At 66.0% G+C, this 21,531-nt stretch carries 17 protein-coding genes; 6 read left to right on the top strand and 11 right to left on the bottom strand.

The window, feature by feature from the left end:
• Positions 1 to 27 precede the first annotated feature (27 nt).
• From hutU to ABQJ48_RS31960, 4 genes are all read right to left on the bottom strand, one after another.
• Entirely contained in the window at positions 28 to 1,716 is a 1,689-nt protein-coding gene (gene hutU, locus ABQJ48_RS31975; RefSeq protein WP_367841936.1) for a urocanate hydratase, read from the bottom strand.
• Positions 1,717 to 1,780: 64 nt separating this feature from the next.
• The gene (gene hutC, locus ABQJ48_RS31970) at positions 1,781 to 2,476 is read right to left on the bottom strand and encodes a histidine utilization repressor (RefSeq protein ID WP_367841935.1); all 696 of its coding nucleotides are present in this window, start codon (positions 2,474 to 2,476) and stop codon (positions 1,781 to 1,783) included.
• A gap of 24 nt (positions 2,477 to 2,500) precedes the next feature.
• Positions 2,501 to 4,021 (bottom strand): histidine ammonia-lyase, encoded by a 1,521-nt coding sequence (hutH, locus tag ABQJ48_RS31965; RefSeq protein ID WP_367841934.1) that lies wholly within the window; start codon positions 4,019 to 4,021, stop codon positions 2,501 to 2,503.
• 363 nt (positions 4,022 to 4,384) lie between these two features.
• On the bottom strand, positions 4,385 to 5,281 hold the full coding sequence (locus ABQJ48_RS31960; RefSeq protein ID WP_367841933.1) for a LysR substrate-binding domain-containing protein: 897 nt from the start codon (positions 5,279 to 5,281) through the stop codon (positions 4,385 to 4,387).
• Between the two features lie 163 nt (positions 5,282 to 5,444).
• Here ABQJ48_RS31960 and ABQJ48_RS31955 point away from each other — a divergent pair, with 163 nt between their 5' ends.
• Positions 5,445 to 6,341, top strand: coding sequence for an NAD-dependent epimerase/dehydratase family protein (locus ABQJ48_RS31955; RefSeq protein ID WP_367841932.1), 897 nt, complete (start codon positions 5,445 to 5,447; stop codon positions 6,339 to 6,341).
• A 177-nt stretch (positions 6,342 to 6,518) separates the two neighbouring features.
• Positions 6,519 to 6,701, top strand: a complete 183-nt coding sequence (locus ABQJ48_RS31950; RefSeq protein ID WP_367841931.1) for a hypothetical protein — start codon at positions 6,519 to 6,521, stop codon at positions 6,699 to 6,701.
• Between the two features lie 278 nt (positions 6,702 to 6,979).
• Here ABQJ48_RS31950 and ABQJ48_RS31945 read toward each other — a convergent pair whose 3' ends face one another.
• Positions 6,980 to 8,362, bottom strand: a complete 1,383-nt coding sequence (locus ABQJ48_RS31945; protein ID WP_367841930.1) for an NCS2 family permease — start codon at positions 8,360 to 8,362, stop codon at positions 6,980 to 6,982.
• A 497-nt stretch (positions 8,363 to 8,859) separates the two neighbouring features.
• On the opposite strand from ABQJ48_RS31945, the gene ABQJ48_RS31940 reads away from it, so the two are divergent.
• Positions 8,860 to 9,825, top strand: a complete 966-nt coding sequence (locus tag ABQJ48_RS31940) for a PRC-barrel domain containing protein (protein ID WP_367841929.1) — start codon at positions 8,860 to 8,862, stop codon at positions 9,823 to 9,825.
• Positions 9,822 to 11,075, top strand: coding sequence for an MFS transporter (locus ABQJ48_RS31935; RefSeq protein ID WP_367841928.1), 1,254 nt, complete (start codon positions 9,822 to 9,824; stop codon positions 11,073 to 11,075). The genes ABQJ48_RS31940 and ABQJ48_RS31935 overlap by 4 nt, the downstream gene beginning before the upstream one ends.
• A 159-nt stretch (positions 11,076 to 11,234) precedes the next feature.
• On the opposite strand, the gene ABQJ48_RS31930 is transcribed toward ABQJ48_RS31935, so the two are convergent.
• Positions 11,235 to 12,599, bottom strand: coding sequence for an MFS transporter (locus ABQJ48_RS31930; RefSeq protein WP_367841927.1), 1,365 nt, complete (start codon positions 12,597 to 12,599; stop codon positions 11,235 to 11,237).
• An 89-nt stretch (positions 12,600 to 12,688) separates the two neighbouring features.
• Positions 12,689 to 13,852: a M20 aminoacylase family protein gene (locus ABQJ48_RS31925; RefSeq protein WP_367841952.1), complete on the bottom strand. Its 1,164-nt coding sequence runs from the start codon at positions 13,850 to 13,852 to the stop codon at positions 12,689 to 12,691.
• A gap of 126 nt (positions 13,853 to 13,978) precedes the next feature.
• Between ABQJ48_RS31925 and ABQJ48_RS31920 the strand changes: the two genes are divergently transcribed.
• Positions 13,979 to 14,929: a LysR substrate-binding domain-containing protein gene (locus tag ABQJ48_RS31920; protein WP_367841926.1), complete on the top strand. Its 951-nt coding sequence runs from the start codon at positions 13,979 to 13,981 to the stop codon at positions 14,927 to 14,929.
• A gap of 49 nt (positions 14,930 to 14,978) precedes the next feature.
• Here ABQJ48_RS31920 and ABQJ48_RS31915 read toward each other — a convergent pair whose 3' ends face one another.
• On the bottom strand, positions 14,979 to 15,872 hold the full coding sequence (locus ABQJ48_RS31915; protein WP_367841925.1) for a LysR family transcriptional regulator ArgP: 894 nt from the start codon (positions 15,870 to 15,872) through the stop codon (positions 14,979 to 14,981).
• A gap of 97 nt (positions 15,873 to 15,969) precedes the next feature.
• Between ABQJ48_RS31915 and ABQJ48_RS31910 the strand changes: the two genes are divergently transcribed.
• Positions 15,970 to 16,587 (top strand): LysE/ArgO family amino acid transporter, encoded by a 618-nt coding sequence (locus ABQJ48_RS31910; RefSeq protein ID WP_367841924.1) that lies wholly within the window; start codon positions 15,970 to 15,972, stop codon positions 16,585 to 16,587.
• Positions 16,588 to 16,736: 149 nt separating this feature from the next.
• Here ABQJ48_RS31910 and ABQJ48_RS31905 read toward each other — a convergent pair whose 3' ends face one another.
• The 3 genes from ABQJ48_RS31905 to bcsA form a co-directional block, all read right to left on the bottom strand.
• Entirely contained in the window at positions 16,737 to 16,982 is a 246-nt protein-coding gene (locus ABQJ48_RS31905) for a hypothetical protein (protein WP_367841923.1), read from the bottom strand.
• 251 nt (positions 16,983 to 17,233) lie between these two features.
• Positions 17,234 to 18,787: a cellulose biosynthesis protein BcsG gene (bcsG, locus tag ABQJ48_RS31900; protein ID WP_367841922.1), complete on the bottom strand. Its 1,554-nt coding sequence runs from the start codon at positions 18,785 to 18,787 to the stop codon at positions 17,234 to 17,236.
• Positions 18,788 to 18,829: 42 nt separating this feature from the next.
• Complete coding sequence (bcsA, locus tag ABQJ48_RS31895; protein WP_367841921.1) at positions 18,830 to 21,325, bottom strand: UDP-forming cellulose synthase catalytic subunit; 2,496 nt, start codon at positions 21,323 to 21,325, stop codon at positions 18,830 to 18,832.
• Between the last annotated feature and the right edge of the window lie 206 nt (positions 21,326 to 21,531).

Here is a 21,531-nt window from a genome sequence, read left to right as displayed (position 1 = left end):
TTGCAGACGATGGCGTCGCGGACACGATCAGCGGCCCAGCATCGGCAGCTTGAGACCGGCTTCGCGAGCCGTCGACTGCGCGAGTTCGTAACCGGCGTCCGCATGACGCATCACGCCCGTCGCGGGGTCGTTGAACAGCACACGGCCCAGCCGCTCATGCGCCGCGTCGCTGCCGTCCGCGACGATCACGACGCCCGAGTGCTGGCTAAAGCCCATTCCGACGCCGCCGCCATGATGCAGCGATACCCACGACGCGCCGCCCGCCGTGTTCAGCAGCGCATTGAGCAGCGGCCAGTCGCTGACCGCGTCCGAGCCGTCCTTCATCGATTCGGTTTCGCGATTCGGGCTCGCCACCGAGCCGGTGTCGAGGTGATCGCGGCCGATCACGATCGGCGCCTTCAGCTCGCCGTTTTTCACCATCTCGTTGAACGCCTGGCCCAGACGATAGCGATCCTTCACGCCGACCCAGCAGATCCGCGCCGGCAGCCCCTGGAACGCGATGCGTTCGCGCGCCATGTCGAGCCAGTTGTGCAGATGCGCATCGTCGGGGATCAGTTCCTTGACCTTCGCATCGGTCTTGTAGATGTCCTCGGGGTCGCCCGACAGCGCGACCCAGCGGAACGGTCCCTTGCCTTCGCAGAAGAGCGGCCTGATATACGCGGGCACGAAGCCGGGGAAATCGAACGCGTTCTCGACGCCCATTTCCAACGCCATCTGGCGGATGTTGTTGCCGTAGTCGAGCGTCGCGGCGCCGCGATCCTGCAGCGTGAGCATCGCTTGCACCTGTTTGGCCATCGACTGCTTGGCCGGCGTGATGATGCTGTCCGGCGCGGTCTTCATGCGCTCGCGCCAGTCTTCGACGCTCCAGCCTTGCGGCAGGTAGCCGTGAATCGGATCATGCGCACTGGTCTGGTCGGTCACGCAATCCGGCGTGATGCCGCGCGCCACGCATTCGGCGAACACGTCGGCGGCATTGCCGAGCAGACCGATCGACACCGGCTTGCCGGCCTGCTTCGCCGCTTCGAGCATCGCGAGGGCTTCGTCGAGCGTCTTCGCCTTCTTGTCGACATAGCGCGTCTTCAGACGGAAGTCGATGCGCGACTCATCGCACTCGACGGCGATCATCGAGAATCCGGCCATCGTCGCCGCGAGCGGCTGCGCGCCACCCATGCCGCCGAGGCCGCCCGTCAGAATCCAGCGGCCCTTCGGATCGCCGTTGAAATGCTGGTTCGCCACCGAGAAGAACGTTTCGTACGTGCCCTGCACGATGCCCTGACTGCCGATGTAGATCCAGCTGCCCGCCGTCATCTGCCCGTACATCATCAGGCCCTTGCGATCGAGCTCATGAAAGTGTTCCCACGTCGCCCAATGCGGCACCAGGTTCGAATTGGCGAGCAGCACACGCGGTGCGTCCGCATGCGTGCGAAACACGCCCACCGGCTTGCCCGACTGGATCAGCAGCGTCTCGTCTTCGTTCAGGTCCTTCAGCGACGCGAGAATTTGATCGAAGCAATCCCAGTTGCGCGCCGCCCGGCCAATCCCGCCGTACACGACGAGCGCGTGCGGATGCTCGGCTACTTCGGGGTCCAGATTATTCTGGATCATCCGGTACGCGGCTTCCGCGATCCAGGTCTTGCAGGTTTTCTCGCTGCCGCGCGGCGCTCGGATCGTGCGGGTGGGGTCGAGTCGCGGGTCGATGTGTTTCGGGTTGTTCATGGTGGCCCTCGCAAGGCTTGGAGAGGTTCAGAAAAGATTCAGCAAAAGATCCGCAGACGCGCAATCAGAAATGGCCGGTAAAGCGGTAGCGGCTACCCGGGTGCCACAGATTCGCGATCGACGCGACCTTGCTTTGCGACCACGTGCGCCGATGCAGCACGAGGCAAGGCTCCAGTTCATCCATCGTCAACAGTTCGCGGGTGTCGGCGTCCGCCGCCAGCGCTTCGATCCGGTACTCGACCCGCTGCAATGGCGCGACGCGCACCAGATACTGGTTCGGCGTGGTGTTCGTGAAGTCCTGCAACGCGTATTCCGGTGCGACCGCAGGATTGACCCAGCGCTCTTCGAGTTGCACCGGTTCGTCGTTTTCGAAATGCAGCAGGCGCGAATGAAACACCGGACTGCCCGCGCCGACCTGCATCTCTTCGGCGAGCGCCTCGTCGGCGATGCTCGCGCCGATGTGCAGCACCTTGGCCTGATAGCGATGACCGCGCGCGACGATTTCATCGGAGATGCTGCGGATTGCCACCAGCGTCGACTCGTACTTGGGACGCGCGACGAACGTGCCCGAGCCTTGCACGCGCGTGAGCACCTGCTCCGAGGTCAACTCGCGCAGCGCGCGGTTGACCGTCATGCGCGCCACGTTGAATTCGCGCGCCAGCTCGTTTTCCGAGGGCACCTGATCGCCTTCACCCCATTCGCCCGCATGAATGCGCGCGAGGATGAAGTCCTTGATGCCCTGATAAGCCGGAGCGTTCATTGGCGTGATCCGGGTACTCGAGACTTACTGTTCGGAGGCGAACGAGAACGGGCTCAGCTTCGCGATCGTGCCGTCCTGCACGAGCTTCGTGACCGCCGCGATGTCCGGCGCGAAGTAGTGATCGAGTTCGTAATGCGCGACGTCCTTGCGCACGGCGTCCATCACCTTTTGCAGGCTCGGGCTGGTCTTGTGCGGCGCGCGCAGATCGACGCCTTGCGCAGCGGCGAGCAGTTCGATCGACAGGATGTTCGCAGTGTTCTCCGCGATGTCGCCGAGCTTGCGCGCGGCGAACGTCGCCATCGACACGTGGTCCTCCTGATTCGCGGAAGTGGGCAGCGAATCGACCGAGGCGGGATGCGCGAGCGTCTTGTTTTCCGATGCGAGCGCGGCAGCCGTCACGTGGGCGATCATGAAGCCGGAGTTCACACCGCCATCCCTCACGAGAAACGGCGGCAGGCCCGAGAGCGTCGCGTCGATCAGCAGCGCGATGCGGCGCTCGGCCAGTGCGCCGATTTCGGCGGCGGCCAGCGCGAGGTTGTCGGCGGCGAACGCGACCGGCTCGGCGTGGAAGTTGCCGCCCGACAGCACTTCGCCGGTGTCCGGGAAAATCAGCGGATTGTCGGAGACCGCGTTGGCTTCGAGCAGCAGTACGTCGGCCGCGTGGCGCATCTGGTCCAGGCACGCGCCCATCACCTGCGGCTGGCAGCGCAGGCTGTACGGGTCCTGCACCTTGTCGCACCCGGCATGCGACGCGTTGATGCCCGAGCCTTGCAGCAGCGAGCGATAAGCGCCCGCCGCGTCGATCTGGCCTCGATGGCCGCGCAGTTCGTGAATGCGTGCGTCGAACGGCTTGACCGAACCCATTGCCGCATCGACCGAGAGCGCGCCGGCCACGAGCGCTGTGCGGTACAGGTCCTCGATCGCGAACATGTTGTAGAGCGCGAGCGCGGTCGATGCCTGCGTGCCGTTGAGCAACGCGAGGCCTTCCTTCGCCTGCAGCGTGAGCGGCTTCAGGCCGACGAGCGCGAGACCTTCGGTGGCGGGTATGCGCTCGCCCTTTGCGAACACTTCGCCGACGCCCAGCAGCGCCGCGGACATATGCGCAAGCGGCGCAAGATCGCCCGATGCCCCTACCGAACCCTTCACCGGAATCACCGGCAGCACGTCCGCGTTGTACAGCGCGATCAGCGCTTCCATCACTTCGCGGCGGATGCCCGAGTGACCGCGGCCCAGGCTCGATAGCTTCAGCGCGATCAGCAGACGCACGACCGGACGCGACATCGGCTCGCCGACGCCCACCGCGTGCGACAGCACGAGATTACGTTGCAGCAGTTCGAGCTGGTCGTGCGGGATATGCGTGCTGGCGAGCCGCCCGAAGCCCGTGTTGATGCCGTAGGCCGGCTCGCCCTTTGCGGCGATATCGGCGACGGCTTGCGCGCAGGCGTCGATGGCCGCGCGGCTGGCGGGATCGAGTTGCAGCGCGACGTGCTCGCGTGCGATGCGGCGCAGTTGCGGGAGAGTCAGATGGCCGGGCGTGAGAATCATGGTGTCGTTGTCCTGTCTATACAATTTCAATGAAGTCTAGCTGCGCCGTCTTGTATATACAACTTGTTTTTTCGGCTTTGGAGCTAGGTACTTTCCATTAGAGGAGGCGCTCTCGGTCAGCGGTCGCGCTATCACCGCCGACCTGGACAACGCTCCGAAGCGGGCAAGCGGGCGGCGTCTCGAGCCACCAAGTTGTATATACACCCTCGCACAACCCGCGCCAAATGAACAAAAACCCTCCGCGTGCTGGTTGGCCGGGGACCCGCCCTGCGCGCAGTCACGAGAGCCGCTTGCGTTAAGAAACGCGCATGGGTTGGCGGGCAGCGAGCCTGTGCCGCGGGGGCAGAAGAAAAGAAATTCCCGCTAAAGTTTCACGCGCGCCGCGATGAAATCCAGGAAGCACTGCACGCGCCCCGCCAGCGACGCGCTCTGGTAATACACCGCGCTCACCGGCTGACGTTCGTCGATCGAGACGTTGCCGAGAATCGGCACAAGGCGGTTGTCGCGCACGTCGGCGGCGGTCATGAAGTCCGCGAGACAGGCGATTCCCCAGCCGGACAGCGCGAGCTGCCGCAGCGTCTCGCCGCTCGATGCGGTGATCGCCGGTTCGATTTTCAGCGACCGCTTTGCGCTCTTGCGTCCCTCGCGCAGCGGCCAGCGATTCAGATGCTCCGGCGCCGTGAAGCCGATCAGCCGATGCGCGCGCAATGCATCCACGCTTTTCGGCTCGCCGTGTTCGGCCAGATACGCCGGGCTCGCGAGCACCCGCAGCCTGCTGCTGCCGAGCGTGCGCGCATGCAACGTCGAGTCCTGCAACGCGCCGATGCGGATCGCAATGTCCACCTTCTGCTCGAGCAAATCGACGATCCGTTCGTTGCTGGTCAGCTCGAGGCGGATCTCCGGATACAAGGCCGAAAACGCGGTCATGTGCGGCGCCACGCAATGCAGCATGAATGGCGACGCTGCGTCGACCCGCAAGCGCCCCGACGGCCGCTCGCGTCCGCGAGCGACCGATTCCTCGGCCTCTTCCATCGCGTCCAGAATCGCCCGCGCGCGCTGCAGGAACGCCTCGCCCTCTTCGGTCAGTTGCAGGCGGCGCGTCGTGCGCCGCACGAGCGCCGTGTCGAGTTTCTTTTCGAGGCGCGTGAGCGCACGGCTCACGCCGGACACGGTTTGCCCCAGCTTTTCGGCCGCCGCCGTGATCGAGCCGCTGTCGATCACGGTGACGAACACCAGCAGCTCATCGGTGGACGTTTTCATTGTTGACTTCAAATCAAGATTGATTTGAGACTAACACGCTTTTTGCGAGAATCGGGACGTCGGATACTGAGTGCCTTCGTCCTGTGTCGATCGGCAGCCAGCGATTTAGCGCTGACTCCGGTGTCATGGGAAAACGGTTGCTGTTTCCCTCAAGGAGAATGTCTTGAAGATTTTCATCACGGGCGCGAGCGGTTTCATCGGCGGTTCCATCGCGGCGCATCTCGTACGCGCCGGCCATCAGCTGCGCGGCCTGATCCGCCAGACCCAGCAGAGCGCCGAGCTGCAACGGCTCGGGATCGAACCGGTGATCGGCACGCTCGACGACCGCACGTTGCTGGTCGCCCAGGCGCAAGCCGCCGATGCCGTCATCAACGCCGCGAGCAGCGACCACGAAGGCGCGGTTGCCGCGCTGATCGAAGGTCTGACCGGCTCGGGCAAGCCGTTTCTGCACACGAGCGGTTCGAGCATCGTCGGCGATGCGTCGGGCGGCGAGGCGGGTGACGCGCGCATCTATCACGAGGACGCGCTGCCCATCCCGAGCGCCGACAAAGGCGCGCGCGTCGCGATCGACCAGCGGGTGCTGGCTTCGGCGCAACAGAACATTCGCGCGGCGGTGCTGTGCAACACCCTCATCTACGGTCACGGCGTAGTGGCCGGCAGCGCCAGCGTGCAGCTGCCGCGGCTCGTGCGCCAGGCCCAAAAGAGCGGCGTGGTGCGCCATGTCGGCAGCGGGGGCAACATCTGGTCGAACGTGCACATCGACGACGTCGCCGAACTGTATCGCCTCGCGTTGGAAAAGACGCCGGCCGGCACGTTCTACTTTGTCGAGAGCGGCGAAGCGTCGTATCGCGACATGAGCACCGCCATCGCGCACGCGATGAAGCTCGGCGAGCCGCAAGACTGGCCGCTCGATGAAGCGCAGAAGGAATGGGGCTACGAAATGGCGTCCTATGGCCTGGGATCGAACAGCCGTGTGCGCGGCGAGCGCGCCCGCAAGCTGCTCGGCTGGCAGCCAAAGCGCACGTCCGTGATCGAGTGGATCGAGCGGGAGATGATGTAGCCGCAGAGGGTTCCGGCTGGGGGTCGACAGAGGGGACTCTGTTCGGGGCGTCTTCCAGCGTCGCCGTCATCGCTTTAAGCCCCGCCGTTGCTAATCCGTAAGCTCATTTCGATACAATCCCGCGCACTGACCATCCGATCCGGGCTTTGCGGATCGCACACCAGCCCGGATTGATCGATGGACCTCGCGCTGAACTTCGATTGGCTGACCAATCTGCTGGCGATTCTGTTCGTCGTAGCGTGCCTGTACGACTCACGCTACGACGAGTACGGCGTGTTGACGTTAGCCGCGGCCGTGATGAGCCTCGCCGTGATGGCGCTCGAGTTTTTCCTCAAGCCCGCTTTCGATATGGCGCTCTGACGCGAGAGTGCAACGGCTGCGGCGCGCCGCTTGCGGTAGTTGTCCGCTCATACCGTGACTCGGGCCACGCGCTTCGACGCCGCTCGAACGCATCGGCGCGATGCATTGCGGCGGCGTCGTCCCCGCACTGGACACTCCGATGGACGCGGCGCGTGGCATTCAGCGGCGGGCGCGGCCGGGCGCCGCTGGGCCGGCTCGGGATGCATGTCAAGGTTCCCGCATTCCGTCGAACGTTCAGCGCCCGCCGATCCAAACCGGGCAACTTCGGCAGTACCCGATCAGATTGCCCAGCCGCCCAGATAGAAACCCGCCAGCACGACGGCGATGACCACCGTGCCCACGTTCAGTTTGCGATACTCGCCGCTCACCACGCGGCCGATCACGAGCGTGGCAAAGCCCAGCATGATGCCCGTCACGATGTTCGCCGTCAGCACGATGAACACCGCGCACATCAGTCCCGACATCGCGTCGACCATGTCGTCCATATGCAGCTTGCTGACGTTCGACAGCATCAGCAGACCCACGTACATCAGCGCGGGCGCCGTCGCATAAGAAGGCACGAGACCCGCCAGCGGCGAAAAGAACATCACCACCAGAAACAGCAGTCCGACCACCGCCGCCGCCAGCCCGGTTTTGGCGCCGGCTGCCACGCCGACCGTCGACTCGATGTACGCCGCCGCCGGCGCGCCGCCGAGCAGTCCGGAGAACACCGAGCTGAGCGAATCGGCCGTCAGCGCGCGGCCGCCGTTGATGATGCGGCCGTTTTCGTCGAGCTGGCCCGCCTGACCGGCGACCGCGCGAATCGTGCCGGTGGCGTCGAACACGGCCGTCATCACGAGCGCGAGCACGCTGGGCAGCACGGCCATCGACAGCGCGCCCTTGATGTCCATCGCACCGATCAGCGACGCATGGCCCGGCGCGCTCAGCGAGGGCACCGCGAACACGCCGTGGAACGACACAGCCGGATCGATCGCCAGCGCGATCGCCGAAATCGCGACGATCACGATCAGGATCGAGCCCGGCACGCGGCGGCGCACCAGTCCGAAGATCGCCGCGAGGCCCACGACCGACATCAGCGCGGGCAACGCCGTGATATGACCCAGCGACACCGGCAGACCCGCGCCCGGGTTCTTCACCACGAGGCCCACGTCGTTGGCGGCGATCAGCAGCAGAAACAGCCCGATGCCGATCCCGGTGCCATGCGCGATGCCGGTCGGCAGATTGCGCAGAATCCACGAGCGCACGCCCGTCACCGAAATCGCGGTGAACACCACACCCATCAGGAACACCGCTCCGAGCGCGACGTTCGGATGCAGACCCTTGCCGAGCACGAGGCCGAACGCGGTGAACGCGGTCAGCGAGATCGCGCAGCCGATGGCGATCGGCAGACGCGCCCACACGCCCATCAGCAGCGAGCCGAACGCCGTGGTCAGGCATACGGCGACGAATACCGCGCTGGTATCGAAGCCCGCTTTGCCGAACATGCCCGGCACGACGAACACGGAGTAGACCATCGCGAGGAAGGTCGTGATGCCCGCGACGATCTCCTGACGCTGCGTGCTGCCCCGCGCCGAGATATCGAAGTAGCGGTCGACTAAGCCCTTGGCGTCGAACGATTCGGCCGCGACTTCTGAAATCGCGTGGGCGTGGGGTTCAATCATGATGAGTGCCTCCTTTATCAGCATGCTGAAACGGCCGTCGAGATGGCCGTCGTCAGGTTTCGTCTCGTTGGGTGGGTTGATGGAGCCCATCGCTTCTGGTTGCTTCGAAATCTAGGGCAACACAGATATGTCTCCAATCGCATGGATGGCATGGTGGACATGTCGGGACGCTTATATGCTCTAGCGGACGGCACAGCGCGCCGGGTCGCCGCGCGTTTACACCTACCGTGGGTCGGCTACACCTGAAAGGAAGGCGTCTGACGGTTTCGCGGCTGCCGCGCTATCCGCAAAGGCAAGCAAACGCGGCCGGCATGCGCGGCGAACCGCGAACCGGTGGCCACTGCGCGTTGCGGCGCATGGAGCGCGCGCTTGCGAAGCGCCCCTGAATCGCCGGCAAAAGCGGGCCGGCCGACGTCGCGGGTTAAACTCTCGCCCGTACCTCGATAACCGCGGCGGCCCACTGCGCCCGTCCGCATCGGCCCACGGAGTTTTTCCTGATGACTGGCGGCTCTTCGCGCCCTGCCTGGCGCGTGCTGATTCTCGCTGTGCTCGCGCTGTTCGCGCTGTCCGGCTGCAGCCTGCTATGGGGGCCGCAGCAGGCGCCGATCGTCGAGGCGACGATCATGCCGGTCGAACCCGCCAGCGCGCCGGTGGCCGCTCCCGCGCCCGAGCCGGTCGAACCCGAAACCAACGAGTCCGAGCAACCGAAAAAGCCCAAAAAGCCGGTCGTCAAGCCGCACAAGGTCGAGCCACCGCCGCCCGTCGTCATCCCTGCGCCGCCACCGCCGCCACCGCCCCCGCCGTTGATCGTGCTGCGTACGATCGAGCGCAACGAAGCACGAGCGATCCTCGACAGCGAAGTGCAAAAGCCCGACGGCAAAGTGGTCGGACGCGCGATCGACATGATTGCCGACGCGCTCGGCAGGCCACGCGAGATGGTCGTGAATCTGCAAGGCTTCCTTGGCGTCGGCGACCGCAAGGTGAGCTTCCCGTGGGGCGCATTCCGCTTCACGCCGACCGCGAAGTCCGCGCCGATCACGCTCAATGCGTCAGCCGTGCCGATCAGCGCGGCCAGGTCCGATCCCGCGCAATTGCCGATAATCGACGCCACCGTCGAGCGTTCGAACGGCGGCAAGGTCGGCCGCGTGATCGACGTGCTCATCGACAGTCATGCGCAGCCGCAGGCGGTCGTGCTCGACGTCAACGGCATCATCAGCCCCGAGCGGCGCACGATCGCGGCGAACTGGTCGGCGCTGCACTTCGTCATGCGCGACAAGGAGCTGCATCCGTTGCTCGACCTGAGTGACGCGCAGATCAACGCGACGCCGCCCTACGCCAGCGACAAACCGATCCGCGCGGTGTCGCCCCCACCCCCGCCGGCGGCCGCGTCCGCGCCCGCCGGAGGTTCCGCGCCCGGCGCATCGACCGCCGCGGCGGTCTCCACTGCACGGGCGGTCCGATGAGCGGCCGCACTCTGGTGACGGCGCGTAGTCTGCGCGCGCTCGATTGGCTCAATTTCTTCGTCGCCAACGTGCAGACCGGCTTCGGGCCGTTCATCGCGTCGTATCTCGCGTCGCACAAGTGGACCCAGGGCGAAATCGGCATGGCGCTGTCGGTCGGCACCATCAGCGCGATGGTGAGCCAGGTGCCCGGCGGCGCCGCCGTCGACGCGCTGCGCAACAAGAAGGCCGCGGCCGCGTGGGCCATCATCGCGATCATCCTGAGCGCAGTGCTGCTGGCCGCCAGTCCGACGGTACTGCCGGTGATCGCCGCGGAGGTCTTTCACGGCTTCGCCAGTTGCATGCTCACGCCGGCACTCGCCGCGATTTCGTTCGCGCTGGTGGGGCGCGCGAATCTGGGCGACCGGCTGGGACGCAACGCGCGCTGGGCGTCGATCGGCAGCGCGGTGGCGGCCGGCCTGATGGGTCTGTTCGGCGAGTATTATTCGCCGCGCGCCGTGTTCTGGCTGACGGCCGGGCTCGCGGTGCCCGCGCTGTTCGCGCTGACCATGATCCAGCGCACCGACACTGTCCAATTGCCGAAAGCCGCGCCGACGCCGCAGCAGCTCGAACGGCGCGAGAGCCTGCGCGAGTTGTTGCGCGACAAGCGGATGCTGCTGTTCGCCGCGTGCATCGTGCTGTTCCACTTGTCGAACGCGGCGATGCTGAACCTGGCGGCGGGCGAAGTCACGGCCAGCATGGGCGACAACGTTCAGCTCGTGATCGCGGCGTGCATCATCGTGCCGCAGGCGATCGTCGCGATGATGTCGCCGTGGGTCGGACGCTCGGCCGAACGCTGGGGACGCCGGCCGATTCTGCTGCTCGGATTTTCGGCGTTACCGATCCGCGCGTTGCTGTTCGCCGGAATCAGCAGCCCTTATCTGCTGGTGCCGGTGCAGATGCTCGACGGCTTGAGCGCCGCGGTGTTCGGCGTGATGCTGCCGCTGATCGCCGCCGACGTGGCCGGCGGCAAGGGCCGCTATAACCTGTGTATCGGACTGTTCGGTCTGGCCGCGGGGATTGGGGCCACGCTGAGTACGACGGCGGCGGGTTTCGTCGCGGATCATTTCGGCAATGCGGTCAGCTTTTTCGGGCTGGCTGCCGCGGGGGCGCTGGCCGTTCTGCTGGTGTGGGCGGCGATGCCCGAGACCCGCGACGCGGCGGCGGCCGACGATGCGCCGGTGGCCGATGGCGGGAAGTCGGCGGCGAGGTGAGCGTGGGCCAGTGAGCGCGGCGGCGGCGCGCCCTCAAATGCAAAGAGGCGCGACAAAAACTTGTCGCGCCTCTTTTTTATTGCGGCGGGTTTGTCCGTAGTCACAGCGCAAGCAGCAGTGCGAAGCTTGCGTCGCCCGCTCCTCTCAGCGTCGATACCGTCAGTCGATCGGCCGCCCGGCCGTCTCGCGCATCCACGGCAAGGGCAGCAAGGACACCAGCCCGCAGCCGATCAGATACCAGGCCGGCGCCAGGTTATTGCCCGAAATCTGGATCAGCCAGGTCGCGAAGAACTGCGCGAAGCCGCCGAAAATCGACACCCCGAGGCAATAGACGATCGACATGCCCGTCGCACGAATCGCACGCGGAAACATCTCCGGCAGCATCACGATGTTGGGCACGGCGGTGAACGCGACGAGTACCGCGAGCGCCGCCACCACCGTCAGCAGCACCGGCACGCTCGGCACGGCATTGATGATCATGAAAGCCGGATACACCGCGATGATCAGCAAGACGCGCGACACCCACAGCACGCGCTTGCGCCCGACGCGATCGGACAGCGTCCCGGCGAGCGGCGAGCAGATCACAGTTACCACCGCCGCGGTCCACGCCGCCCACAGCGCCGAGGCCATCGGCAGATGCAGGATGCGGATCGCGTAGGTGGACAGATAAAACAGCACGATGTAGTTCGCGGCCGTGCCGCCGATCGTCGCCAGCACACCCATCGAGATGACGCGGCCATGGTCGCGAAACAGTTCGCGCACCGGCTGCGAAGCAGGCACGTCGAGCGCACCAGCATGAGGCGTTGCGCCGTCTTCGATGCCCGGCAGCGTCTCGTCCAGATGACGCCGGATGTAAATGCCGATCGGCCCCATCGCCATGCCAATCACGAACGGCACCCGCCAGCCCCAGCTTTCCAGCGCCGCACTCGACAGCGACGACGCCAGCAACACGCCGAGCAGCGACCCGCACACCGTGTTCAGGCCTTGGCTCACGAACTGCCAGCTGCCGTAGAAACCGCGCGTCTTGTCGCTGCCGTACTCGAGCAGCAGCGAGGTGGACGCGCCTACTTCGCCGCCCAGCGCAAAGCCCTGAACCAGCCGCGCGAGAATCACGAGGAGCGGCGCGGCGAGCCCGATCGTCGCATAGGTCGGCGCGAACGCAATGAGCGCCGAGCCGAGCGTCATCAGCCACAGCGTCAGACTCATCGCGGCCTTGCGGCCCGCGCGATCCGCGTAGGCGCCGAGCACCACGCCGCCCACCGGACGCATGATGAAGCCGACGCCGAATGTGCCCACCGCCAGCATCAATTGCGCGAGCTGGCCTTCCACTGGGAAATACAGCTTGCCGATGATCGTCGCGAAGAAGCTGTAGATCGTGAAGTCGAAAAACTCCAGACCGTTGCCGAGCGTAATCGCGGCAATCGCTTTCGCATGATGCATGCGTTTAGCCGCGTGGGCGGTCGCCGCGCTCTGTCCGCCAGGCGCGTCCTCGCCTGGGGCTTGCGGTGTGACGGAATAATCCATTTGTCTGTCTCCCTGATGTGCTTTCTGCCGGCGCGGCGCGCCGCGCCGCGTTCGTGCCATGCCGTGCGCTATTGCATGCCAGGGCCCGCTCAGACCAGGAACGTCTGCGCGAGTCTGACCCAATAGGCCGCGCCGGTCGCGAGGCAATCGTCGTTGAAGTCGTAGCCGGGGTTGTGCACCATGCAGCCGCCCTCGCCGTCGCCATTGCCGATGATCAGATAGCTGCCGGGGCAACGCTCCAGCAGGAACGCGAAGTCCTCGCTGCCGGTGAGCGGCTGCATCTCCGGGATCAGCCCGTCTTCGCCGAGCCAGTCGAGCGCGACCTTGCGCGCGAGGCCGGTCATCTGCGCATCGTTGACCAGCACCGGATAGCGGCGCTGATAATCTACCTCGGCTCGCGCGCCGTACACCGCCGCCTGGCCGGTCGCGACCGCCGTGATGCGCTCCTGCAGGTAGTCGCGCACCTCGGCTTTGAGCGCGCGCACCGACAGGCGCATCTCGGCGGTCTCCGGAATCACGTTGGGCGCTTCCCCGGCGTGCACCGCGCCGACCGTGACGATCGCCATGTCCAGCGGCGCGACGTTGCGCGATACGATCGACTGCAAGGCCAGCACGATCTGCGCGCAGACCACCACCGGATCGATGGCCTTGTGCGGCACCGCGCCGTGGCCGCCGCGTCCCGTGACCGTGATGATCACCGTATCGGACGAGGCCATGAACGAACCCGGCAGAAAGCCGAGCTTGCCGGTCGGGAAGCCCGGCATGTTGTGCATCGCGAAAACGGCGTCGCACGGAAACTGTTCGAACAGGCCGTCTTCGAGCATCTGTTTCGCGCCGGCCTGGCCTTCTTCGGCGGGCTGAAAAATGAGATTCAGCGTGCCGTCGAAGCTTTTGTCCTGTGCGAGGTGTTTGGCGGCGGCCAGCAGCATCGCCGTATGGCCGTCGTGGCCGCATGCGTGCATCTTGCCGGGCACCTTGCTCGCGTACGGCAAGCCGGTTGTTTCGTGAATCGGCAGCGCGTCCATGTCGGCGCGCAAGCCGAGCTTGCGCGTGCCGTTGCCGAGCTTCAACTGACCGACCACGCCGGTTCGCCCAAGCCCGCGATGCACGGCGTAGCCCCACTCCGCAAGGCGTTGCGCGACCAGCTCGCCGGTGGCGAACTCTTCGTAAGCCAGTTCCGGCTGCGCATGGATGCGGCGGCGCAGCACGATCATTTCGTCTTCGAGTTCGGCGATGCCCGCCGGAATGGCCATGGTGTTCACGTATCGTCTCCGTCTATGAAAGCGTGGACCCAGCATAGCGACGCCGATTTTCCGGCGGCAGGCGTAGAATCGTTGCGGCGGCAACTGCCGGTTGCCACCTCACTCTCATCTCGTCCGATGAAACTGCATCAACTCAGTACCCTCGCGGCCATCGCGGACACCGGAAGTATCCGGGCTGCGGCCCGCACGTTAGGACTTTCGCCGGCCGCCGTGACGAAGGCGATGCGCGAACTGGAAGCCGATCTACGCGCGCCGCTCCTCGTGCGCAGCGCGAGCGGCGTCGCGTTCACGGAGTTCGGCCGCGCGCTGGTCGTGCATGCGCGGGTGGTGCTCGGGCAATTGCAGCGCGCCCAGGCCGAGATCGAAGCGCTGCGCGGCGCGGCCGCCGGCAAGCTGTCCATCGGCGTCACCCCGTGGGTCGCGCTGACCTTTCTGCCGCTCGCCGTGCAGCGGTTCCGGCAGCGCATGCCGGAAGTGCAACTGGAATTCTTCGAAGGCCTGCTCGGCGTGGTGCAGCCGCGCCTGCGCGACGGCAGTCTCGACTTCTCGATTGGCCGGCCGCCGCCCGCGTCGCCGCAATCGGAGTTTCACAACGTGCCGCTCTTTTCGACGCATTCGGCGGTGGTCGCGCGGCGCGATCATCCGAAGGCCGGTTGCCGCACGCTGCTGGAACTGGAGGACGCGGAATGGGTGCTGAACTGGGACCCGGCGAGCCGCGAGTCGATCTCAGACAACCTGTTCCGCAAGCGCGGCATGCGTGTGCCGCACACGATTCATCTCGCCCATTCGCTGGCGGTCGTGCTGGGGCTGCTCGCGCATACGGACATGTTGAGCGTGTTTCCGTGGCCGCTCGTCGAAGTGACGCTCGCGAAGGAGAACCTCTGGGCGCTGCCGCTGCGGGAGACGGTCGACGAAACGCTCGTCAGCATCACGTCCCGGCGCGGTGCGCCGACCAGCCCCGCCGCCGCGTGTTTTCTCGGCTGTCTGCGCGAAGTGATCGACGAAGGGGCGCGCTCGCAGGACCCGGAGCAGCGTCGGCTGTTCCATTCGATCGAGTTGCTGCTTTGACGGCCCCGCGCGCTTAATGCCGAACCGGTCGCGAGCGGCCCGCGCGGCTTCAGTCGAGAAACTCTGCCGCCCGCTTGCGCAGCACCGCGCTAAAGTCGTCCAGCCAGCCGATCGACAAGCGCCAGCTCTGCCAATACAGATCGACGTCGATGGGCTTGCCCGGCGCCATCTCCACCAGTTCGCCGCTCGCCACCTGCGCGGCGATCATCCGTTCGGGACACATGCCCCAGCCGAGCCCGGTCACGCAGGCCCGCAAGAAACCGGCGACGTGCGGAATCCAGTGCAGCGGCGGATCGACTTCGGCTCGCGTGATACGGCGCATGAAGCGCTTTTGCAACTGGTCCTTGGGGTTGAAGTCGATACATGGCGCGCGCCGCAAATTCTCGCGCGTGACGCCGTCGGCGAAGTACCGCTCGCGAAACGCCGGTGCGCAAACCGCCAGATAACGCATCCTGCCTAGCCGCGCGGAGCGGCAACCCTGCACCGGTTCAGCCTGCGTGGTGAGCGCGCCTTGCACGCTGCCGTCGCGGATTCGTTGCGCGGTATGGTCCTGATCGTCGATCACCAGATCGAGCAGCATTTCCCGCTCGATACAAAATGGCGCCACCGCGTCGATGAACCAGCTGCCGACGCTGTCGTCGTTGACGGCCACGCGCAGCGCGGGCCATGGCTCGACGAGCGCGCCCGGCAGCGCGGGCAGGCGGCCGTTGAGCTCGGCTTCGAGTAACTGCACGCGTTCGGTATGGCGGCACAGCAGCGCGCCGGAGGGGGTCGCGACGCATGGCTGGCCGCGTTTCACGAGCACGCTGCCGACCCGCTCCTCCAGCAGTTTCACCCGCTGCGATACCGCCGACGGCGTGACATTGAGTTCGCTGGCCGCGCGGTCGAACGAACCGTGGCGAACCACGGCGGCCAGCGCGTCGAGCAACGCGTAGTCGAGCATTAGCGTTCCTTAATCGGCATTACGTAAATTAGCTTCTCTTATGAGACGCGAAATCGCAGACTAGCCCTGTTCGTTTCTTCCGTCTACGGGACCGTTTATGAACTGGCTGTCTTTTTCTCACGGCGCCGCCCTTTGCGCGTCGCTGATCGTAACCATTGGCGCGCAGAACGCGTTCTTGCTGCGTCAGGGCATCATGCGCTCGCATGTCGGCAAGATCGTCGCGCTGTGCGCGCTGTCGGACTTCATTCTGATCGGCGCGGGTGTGGGCGGCGCGTCGGTGCTCGTCGAACGGTACCCGTCGTTCGTGCATGCGATGCTGTATGTCGGGCTCGCCTATCTGGCATGGTTCGGCATCAGCGCGCTGCGCCGCGCGGTGCGGCCGGGGCACGCGGTGCTGGATGCCGCCGCGGGCAGCGCGGCGCCTACCCAGCGCGCGCTGTCGATCATCCTGATGACGCTCGCCTTCACCTGGCTCAACCCGCACGTGTACCTCGATACGTTCCTGCTGATCGGCACGGCCGGCGCGCGTGAGCCGCAGGGCGCACGGGTCGCGTTCGCGCTCGGCGCGATGGCGACCAGCGGGATCTGGTTTGTCAGCCTGGGTTATGGGGCGCGCATGCTGGCGCCGCTGTTTCGCCGCGCGAGCGCGTGGCGTGTGCTGGATGGCGCGATCGGCAGCATGGTGTTGCTGCTCGCGATCACGCAGTTGCGGTGATCGGGGCGTGTTGCAGAGAGGGCGCGGTTAGGGGGTGCTGCGTTGGCTGAATTCGCTGAATTCCCCGAACTCGCTGCATTGGCTGCATTGCCTGCCTTCCACTGCGCGCGCTCCCTCGGGCGCCTCCCCTTGGTAGGTCTCACAGCGATTTATTCGGCTTCCTGCTCCTGCACGGCATCGTGCTCGACGGGCACGCTGGGTTTATCGGCAGGCACCAGTTTCATCAGCCGCGCCAGCACCGGCCACCTGATCAGCGACTGCTGAAACGACTCCTTCGCCTGACCGTCGAAATACCTCGCGGGAGCGAGTTCAGGCAAACGGCGCGCGAGGCCGGTGATGTCGTCCACCGGCCAGCCGCCCGCGCCCGGCGCGATGTTCGCGGCAGTCTTTGCCACCGCTTTCGCAGCCTGTTTCGCAGCCGTTTTCGAAGCCTCTTGCGAAGCCGTTTTCGAAGCCTCTTGCGAAGCCGTTTTCGAAGCCTCTTGCGCAGCCGTTTTCGAAGCCTCTTGCGCAGCCGTTTTCGAAGCCTCTTTCGAAGCCTGTTGTGAAGCCGCTTCCGGAGGCGCTTCCGAAGCCTGCTGCGAGGCCGCGTCTGCGACGGCCCCGCCCTCTGGCTTCACCCCTGCCCGGTCCAATTCCGTCTGCGTCACTTTCCGTCCACCCACACGCCGTCCGGCGTCTTCACCACGTATCCGGAGGCCGTCTTCATCGTCACGGTACCTTCGTTTTCACCGACCATCGGCGTTTGCGGCAGATTGGACGCGTACTGCGACAAGCTCACGCCCGGCTTGAACGGACTGTTCGACACGAGGTTCGACAGCAATTGCGCGATCGCGAGGAAGCTGGTCGGATTGTCGATCACCGTGGTCGGCCCATGATTGCCCTGGAAGCCGACCACCCGGACACCCACCGGACCATGCACGATCCGCGGCGTCGGAATTTCGCGCAAGCCCGCCACCTGGTTCGCGTCGCCGCGCAGGGCCGCGCCGTGTTCAGGCACGAACACGATCACGGCGCGCCGGCCCGAGGCCGCGATCAGATCGGCGAACCGGTCGAGGTCGCTCATCAGCTTGTTCACGCGCTGTGGGTACGAATCGATGCTCGACAGATTGCTGCCCGGTAGCCGATTGCCGTCGTGCAGGCTGATCGTGTTGTAGTACAGCGCAACGGGCCCCGGCGTGCTGGCGCGCTGCGCGTACCAGTTGGCGAGCGTCGCGTAGTCGTCGCGAATCGGCGAGCCGTCGAATGCATGCATCGCGACCGGCACGCTGGTGTTCGAAATCATCGGCACGTTCGGCACGCCGGTGTTGTCGTGCACCAGTTGCAGGAAGTTGTCGAAGTGGCCGTCGTGATTGAGCATCGTCTGCGGCGTATAGCCCGCCTGCGCGAGATCGGCCAGCAAATGGCACTGTTGCGGCGCGTCCTTGTACAGGTCCGCGTGCGCCTCCTGCCCGCAGCTCGCGCGCAGCACGCGAATCGCAGCCGGCCCGCTATAGCTCGCCGCCGTGCTGAAGTTCGTGAACAGATAGTCGAAATGGCTCAGCATCGGATGATTGCGCGCCTTCGCCGCGTCGAGGTCGTCCCACGACAGCGAACAGATATGCAGCACGATCACGTCGAACTGCGTATTCTGATCGGCGCCGAGGTGGCCGAAGCTCACCTGTCGTTGCGACTCCTCGCTGCGGAACGCGGCGAGCGCCGCGTTGTGGTCGAGCGGTTGCGCGGCCAGCGCATCGCCCGATGCGGCGGCCGCGGCCGGGACAGTGCGTAGTTGCGCGAGCAAGGTGCTGCCCTCATGCCACAGCGGAACCGCAATGAGCGCGAGCAGCACGAACGTCGCGACGCGCACCCAGCGGTTCACGATCAAATACGCGACCAGGCCGCCGAGCGCGCCCAGCAGCAGCATCGGCGGCAAAAAGCGCTGCGCGAGTTCGAGCCAGTAGCCGAAGCTGAATGTCGTCAGATTGCCGAACTCCTCGGTCAGACGAGAGAACGGCGGCACGTTCGCTTCGTGGTACATCAGCGGCACGCCGAGCGCGAGTCCGAGCAGATTGCGCAGCACGCGCAGCCCGCGATGGCGCAGCGTCGCGCTGACGACCAGCGCCAGCGCGAAGCCGAGGTTGACGAGCCACAGCGGCTGCAGATGGCCGCCCGCGTACAGGTACAGCTTGAGGATGAAGTACAGGTTCCACACAGTCATGAACGAAGTTCTCTCTTTGCCCGGGCGCGCGCGCCGCCGGCGTCAATAGCGGGTACGGTCCAGCGCGAGCAGCGACTGGCACGCGCGCAGCAGGCCGCTTAGCAGCCGCGAATAACCTTCGATGCCCATCGTCAGCACGTCCTTCAGACCGCCCAGCGGCGTGTCCTCGACGGTCTGCTCGCCCCAGTCGAGCCATGCGTCGGCGCGCCCGAACGTGCATTGCACCATCTGCCGTTCCTGGTCCAGCGTGAGCTCGTCGAAACGCACGCCCAGGTGCCGCCCGACGAAACGGCTCACGTGCACCGGGAAATGGAATTGCCGGTCGCCACGGCTCAGGCACACGCCGAGGCTGTCGCCGAGCGCGAGCTTCAACTCCGGATCGACTTCGAGACCGAGACCCCCGGTCGAATAATCGCTGGTGGTGCACGCCACCGTGGTGCCGTCCGCGAGCAGCAAGGTGGCCGCCGCGCGCATCGCGATGCGGTGCGTGATGCGCACCTGCTTCGCCTCGCGCGCGACGCTCGCGGCCGCGCCGAGCATCACGAGGTTGTACAGCGTCCAGAAGACGTTCATCAGGATCGTCGGGGTCTCGCCGCCGTCGCCGAACGTCAGCCGGTACACGCCGGCCATCATCGCGCTCGCGTTCAGGCCGAGCAGCACCAGATACGGCTTGGACACCGCCCAGTCGAAGTAGCCTTCTGCGATCCGGCCGCCCTTGTCGGTCACGTTGAACTTGCCGTGCTTCGGGCTGAAGAACGCGATGGTGGTCGGCAGCGCGATGTACCACGCGAGCACCGATTCGTACACTTCGGCCCAGAACGAATGGCGGAATTTGCCCTGCATCCGCGAGTTCGCGATGTTGGCGAGCACGATGTACGGCAGCACGAAACCGGCGATGGTGGTCGCCGATGCGTTGATGAAATACATCTGGAAGAACAGGTACGCCATCGGCATGGTCAGGAAGACGAGCCGCGGTACGCCGTAGAAGAAATGCAGCATCGCGTTGCCGTAGCACAGCCGCTGAAAAAAGCTGAGGCCGCGGCCGAGGAACGGGTTGTCGATGCGGAAGATCTGCGCCATGCCGCGCGCCCAGCGCGTGCGCTGCTTGATGTGGCTCGCGAGACTCTCGGTGGCGAGGCCCGCGGCCTGCACGGTCGGCAGATAGGCGGTGGTATAGCCGCGCCGGTGCAGCTTTAGCGCGGTATGCGCGTCTTCGGTGACCGTTTCCACCGCGACACCGCCCACGGCTTCGAGCGCCGTGCGCTTGATCACCGCGCACGAGCCGCAGAAGAACGACGCGTTCCACAGATCGTTGCCGGACTGCACCAGCCCATAAAACAGGTTGCCTTCGTTGGGCACGCGGCGGAACGTGCCGAGGTTGCGTTCGAACGGATCGGGCGAGAAGAAGTGATGCGGGGTCTGCACCATCGCGCAACGGGCATCGCGCAGGAAGGTGCCCATCGTGGTTTGCAGGAACGAGCGCGTCGGCACGTGATCGCAGTCGAAGATCGCAATGTACTCGCCGTGCGTCTTTTCCAGCGCGCGGTTGATGTTGCCCGCCTTCGCGTGGCGGTTGTCGGCGCGCGTGATGTAGCCGATGCCGCTGTCGCGCGCGAACTGTCTGAATTCCTCGCGATGGCCGTCGTCGAGCAGATACACGCGCAGCTTGTCGGCCGGCCAGTCGATGCCTTGCGCGGCGAACACGGTCGGGCGCACCACCGACAGCGGCTCGTTGTAGGTCGGAATGTAGATGTCGACACTCGGCCAGCTCGCGGTGTCGGCGGGCAGTTCGGCGACTGCGCGATCGAGCGGCCACGCGGTCTGCACGAAGCCGAGCAGCAAAATGAGCCACGTGTAGGCTTCCGCGCCGAACAGCAGATAACCGAGGATCGCCTCGCCAGGCGTCTGGAACGACAGGGTCTGGGTCACGCGCCACCACACATAGCGCGCCATCGCGAGGAGCGCAAGCGTCGTGAGAACCAGCACCGGCATGCGGCCGGGAAAGCGCCGCACGAAGAGCGCCACGATCGCCAGCACCATGAAGAATTCGACCTGGCCGTCCGTGCCCAGCGGCGAGGTGCCGATCAGCATCCATAAGCAAGCGCCCCCTGCCACGAGAATGGGCAGCAGCCAGCGAACGTGGCCGACGCGCTGCGCACCCGCTTCGAGTCCCACGCCCCAGCGCTCCCACGGCAGCGTCGGCAGCAGCGCGACGACCCGGCGGCGCAGGCCCCGCCAGCGCAATAGCAGCGGCACCAGCCAGCGGTCGATCCACACGAGCACCGCACGCCCTTGCGCCGCGCTGCGCTGCTCCGGCAGGCGCGGCGCACGGACCAATGCGCGCCACAGCCACGCGCGCACCCGGTGCGGTTCGAGCACGCCCCATTGCAGCGCCAGATGCAGCACGGCGGCGCGGATACAGCGACGCGCGTAGTCGGGCTTGCCCGGACGCGCAGGCTGGAAGAACAGGCGCACGAACCAGTCGAGCGGCGTGCGGCTCTCGGGTACGCCGAGGCCATCCGCGAGCCGGTCGAGCATGCGCCTGCCGAGTGTGCGGGCGGGGGCGCGGGTTATCAGTTCGGAGTCCCTGGTGTGGCTGGTGGTGGGCTCGTTGGTGGAGCCGGTTGTGGGCTCGCTTGTGGGCCCGCTTGTGGGCCCGCCTGTGGGCCCGCCTGTGTGCCCGCCTGTGTGCCCGCCTGTGTGCCCGCCTGTGTGCCCGCCTGTTTGCCCGACTGTTTGCCCGA

Origin of the sequence: Paraburkholderia suaedae, assembly GCF_040812055.1 — a bacterium.
Taxonomy (GTDB): domain Bacteria; phylum Pseudomonadota; class Gammaproteobacteria; order Burkholderiales; family Burkholderiaceae; genus Paraburkholderia.
Note: the sequence above shows the minus strand (reverse complement) of the source record. Positions and strands in the feature narration are given on the sequence as shown.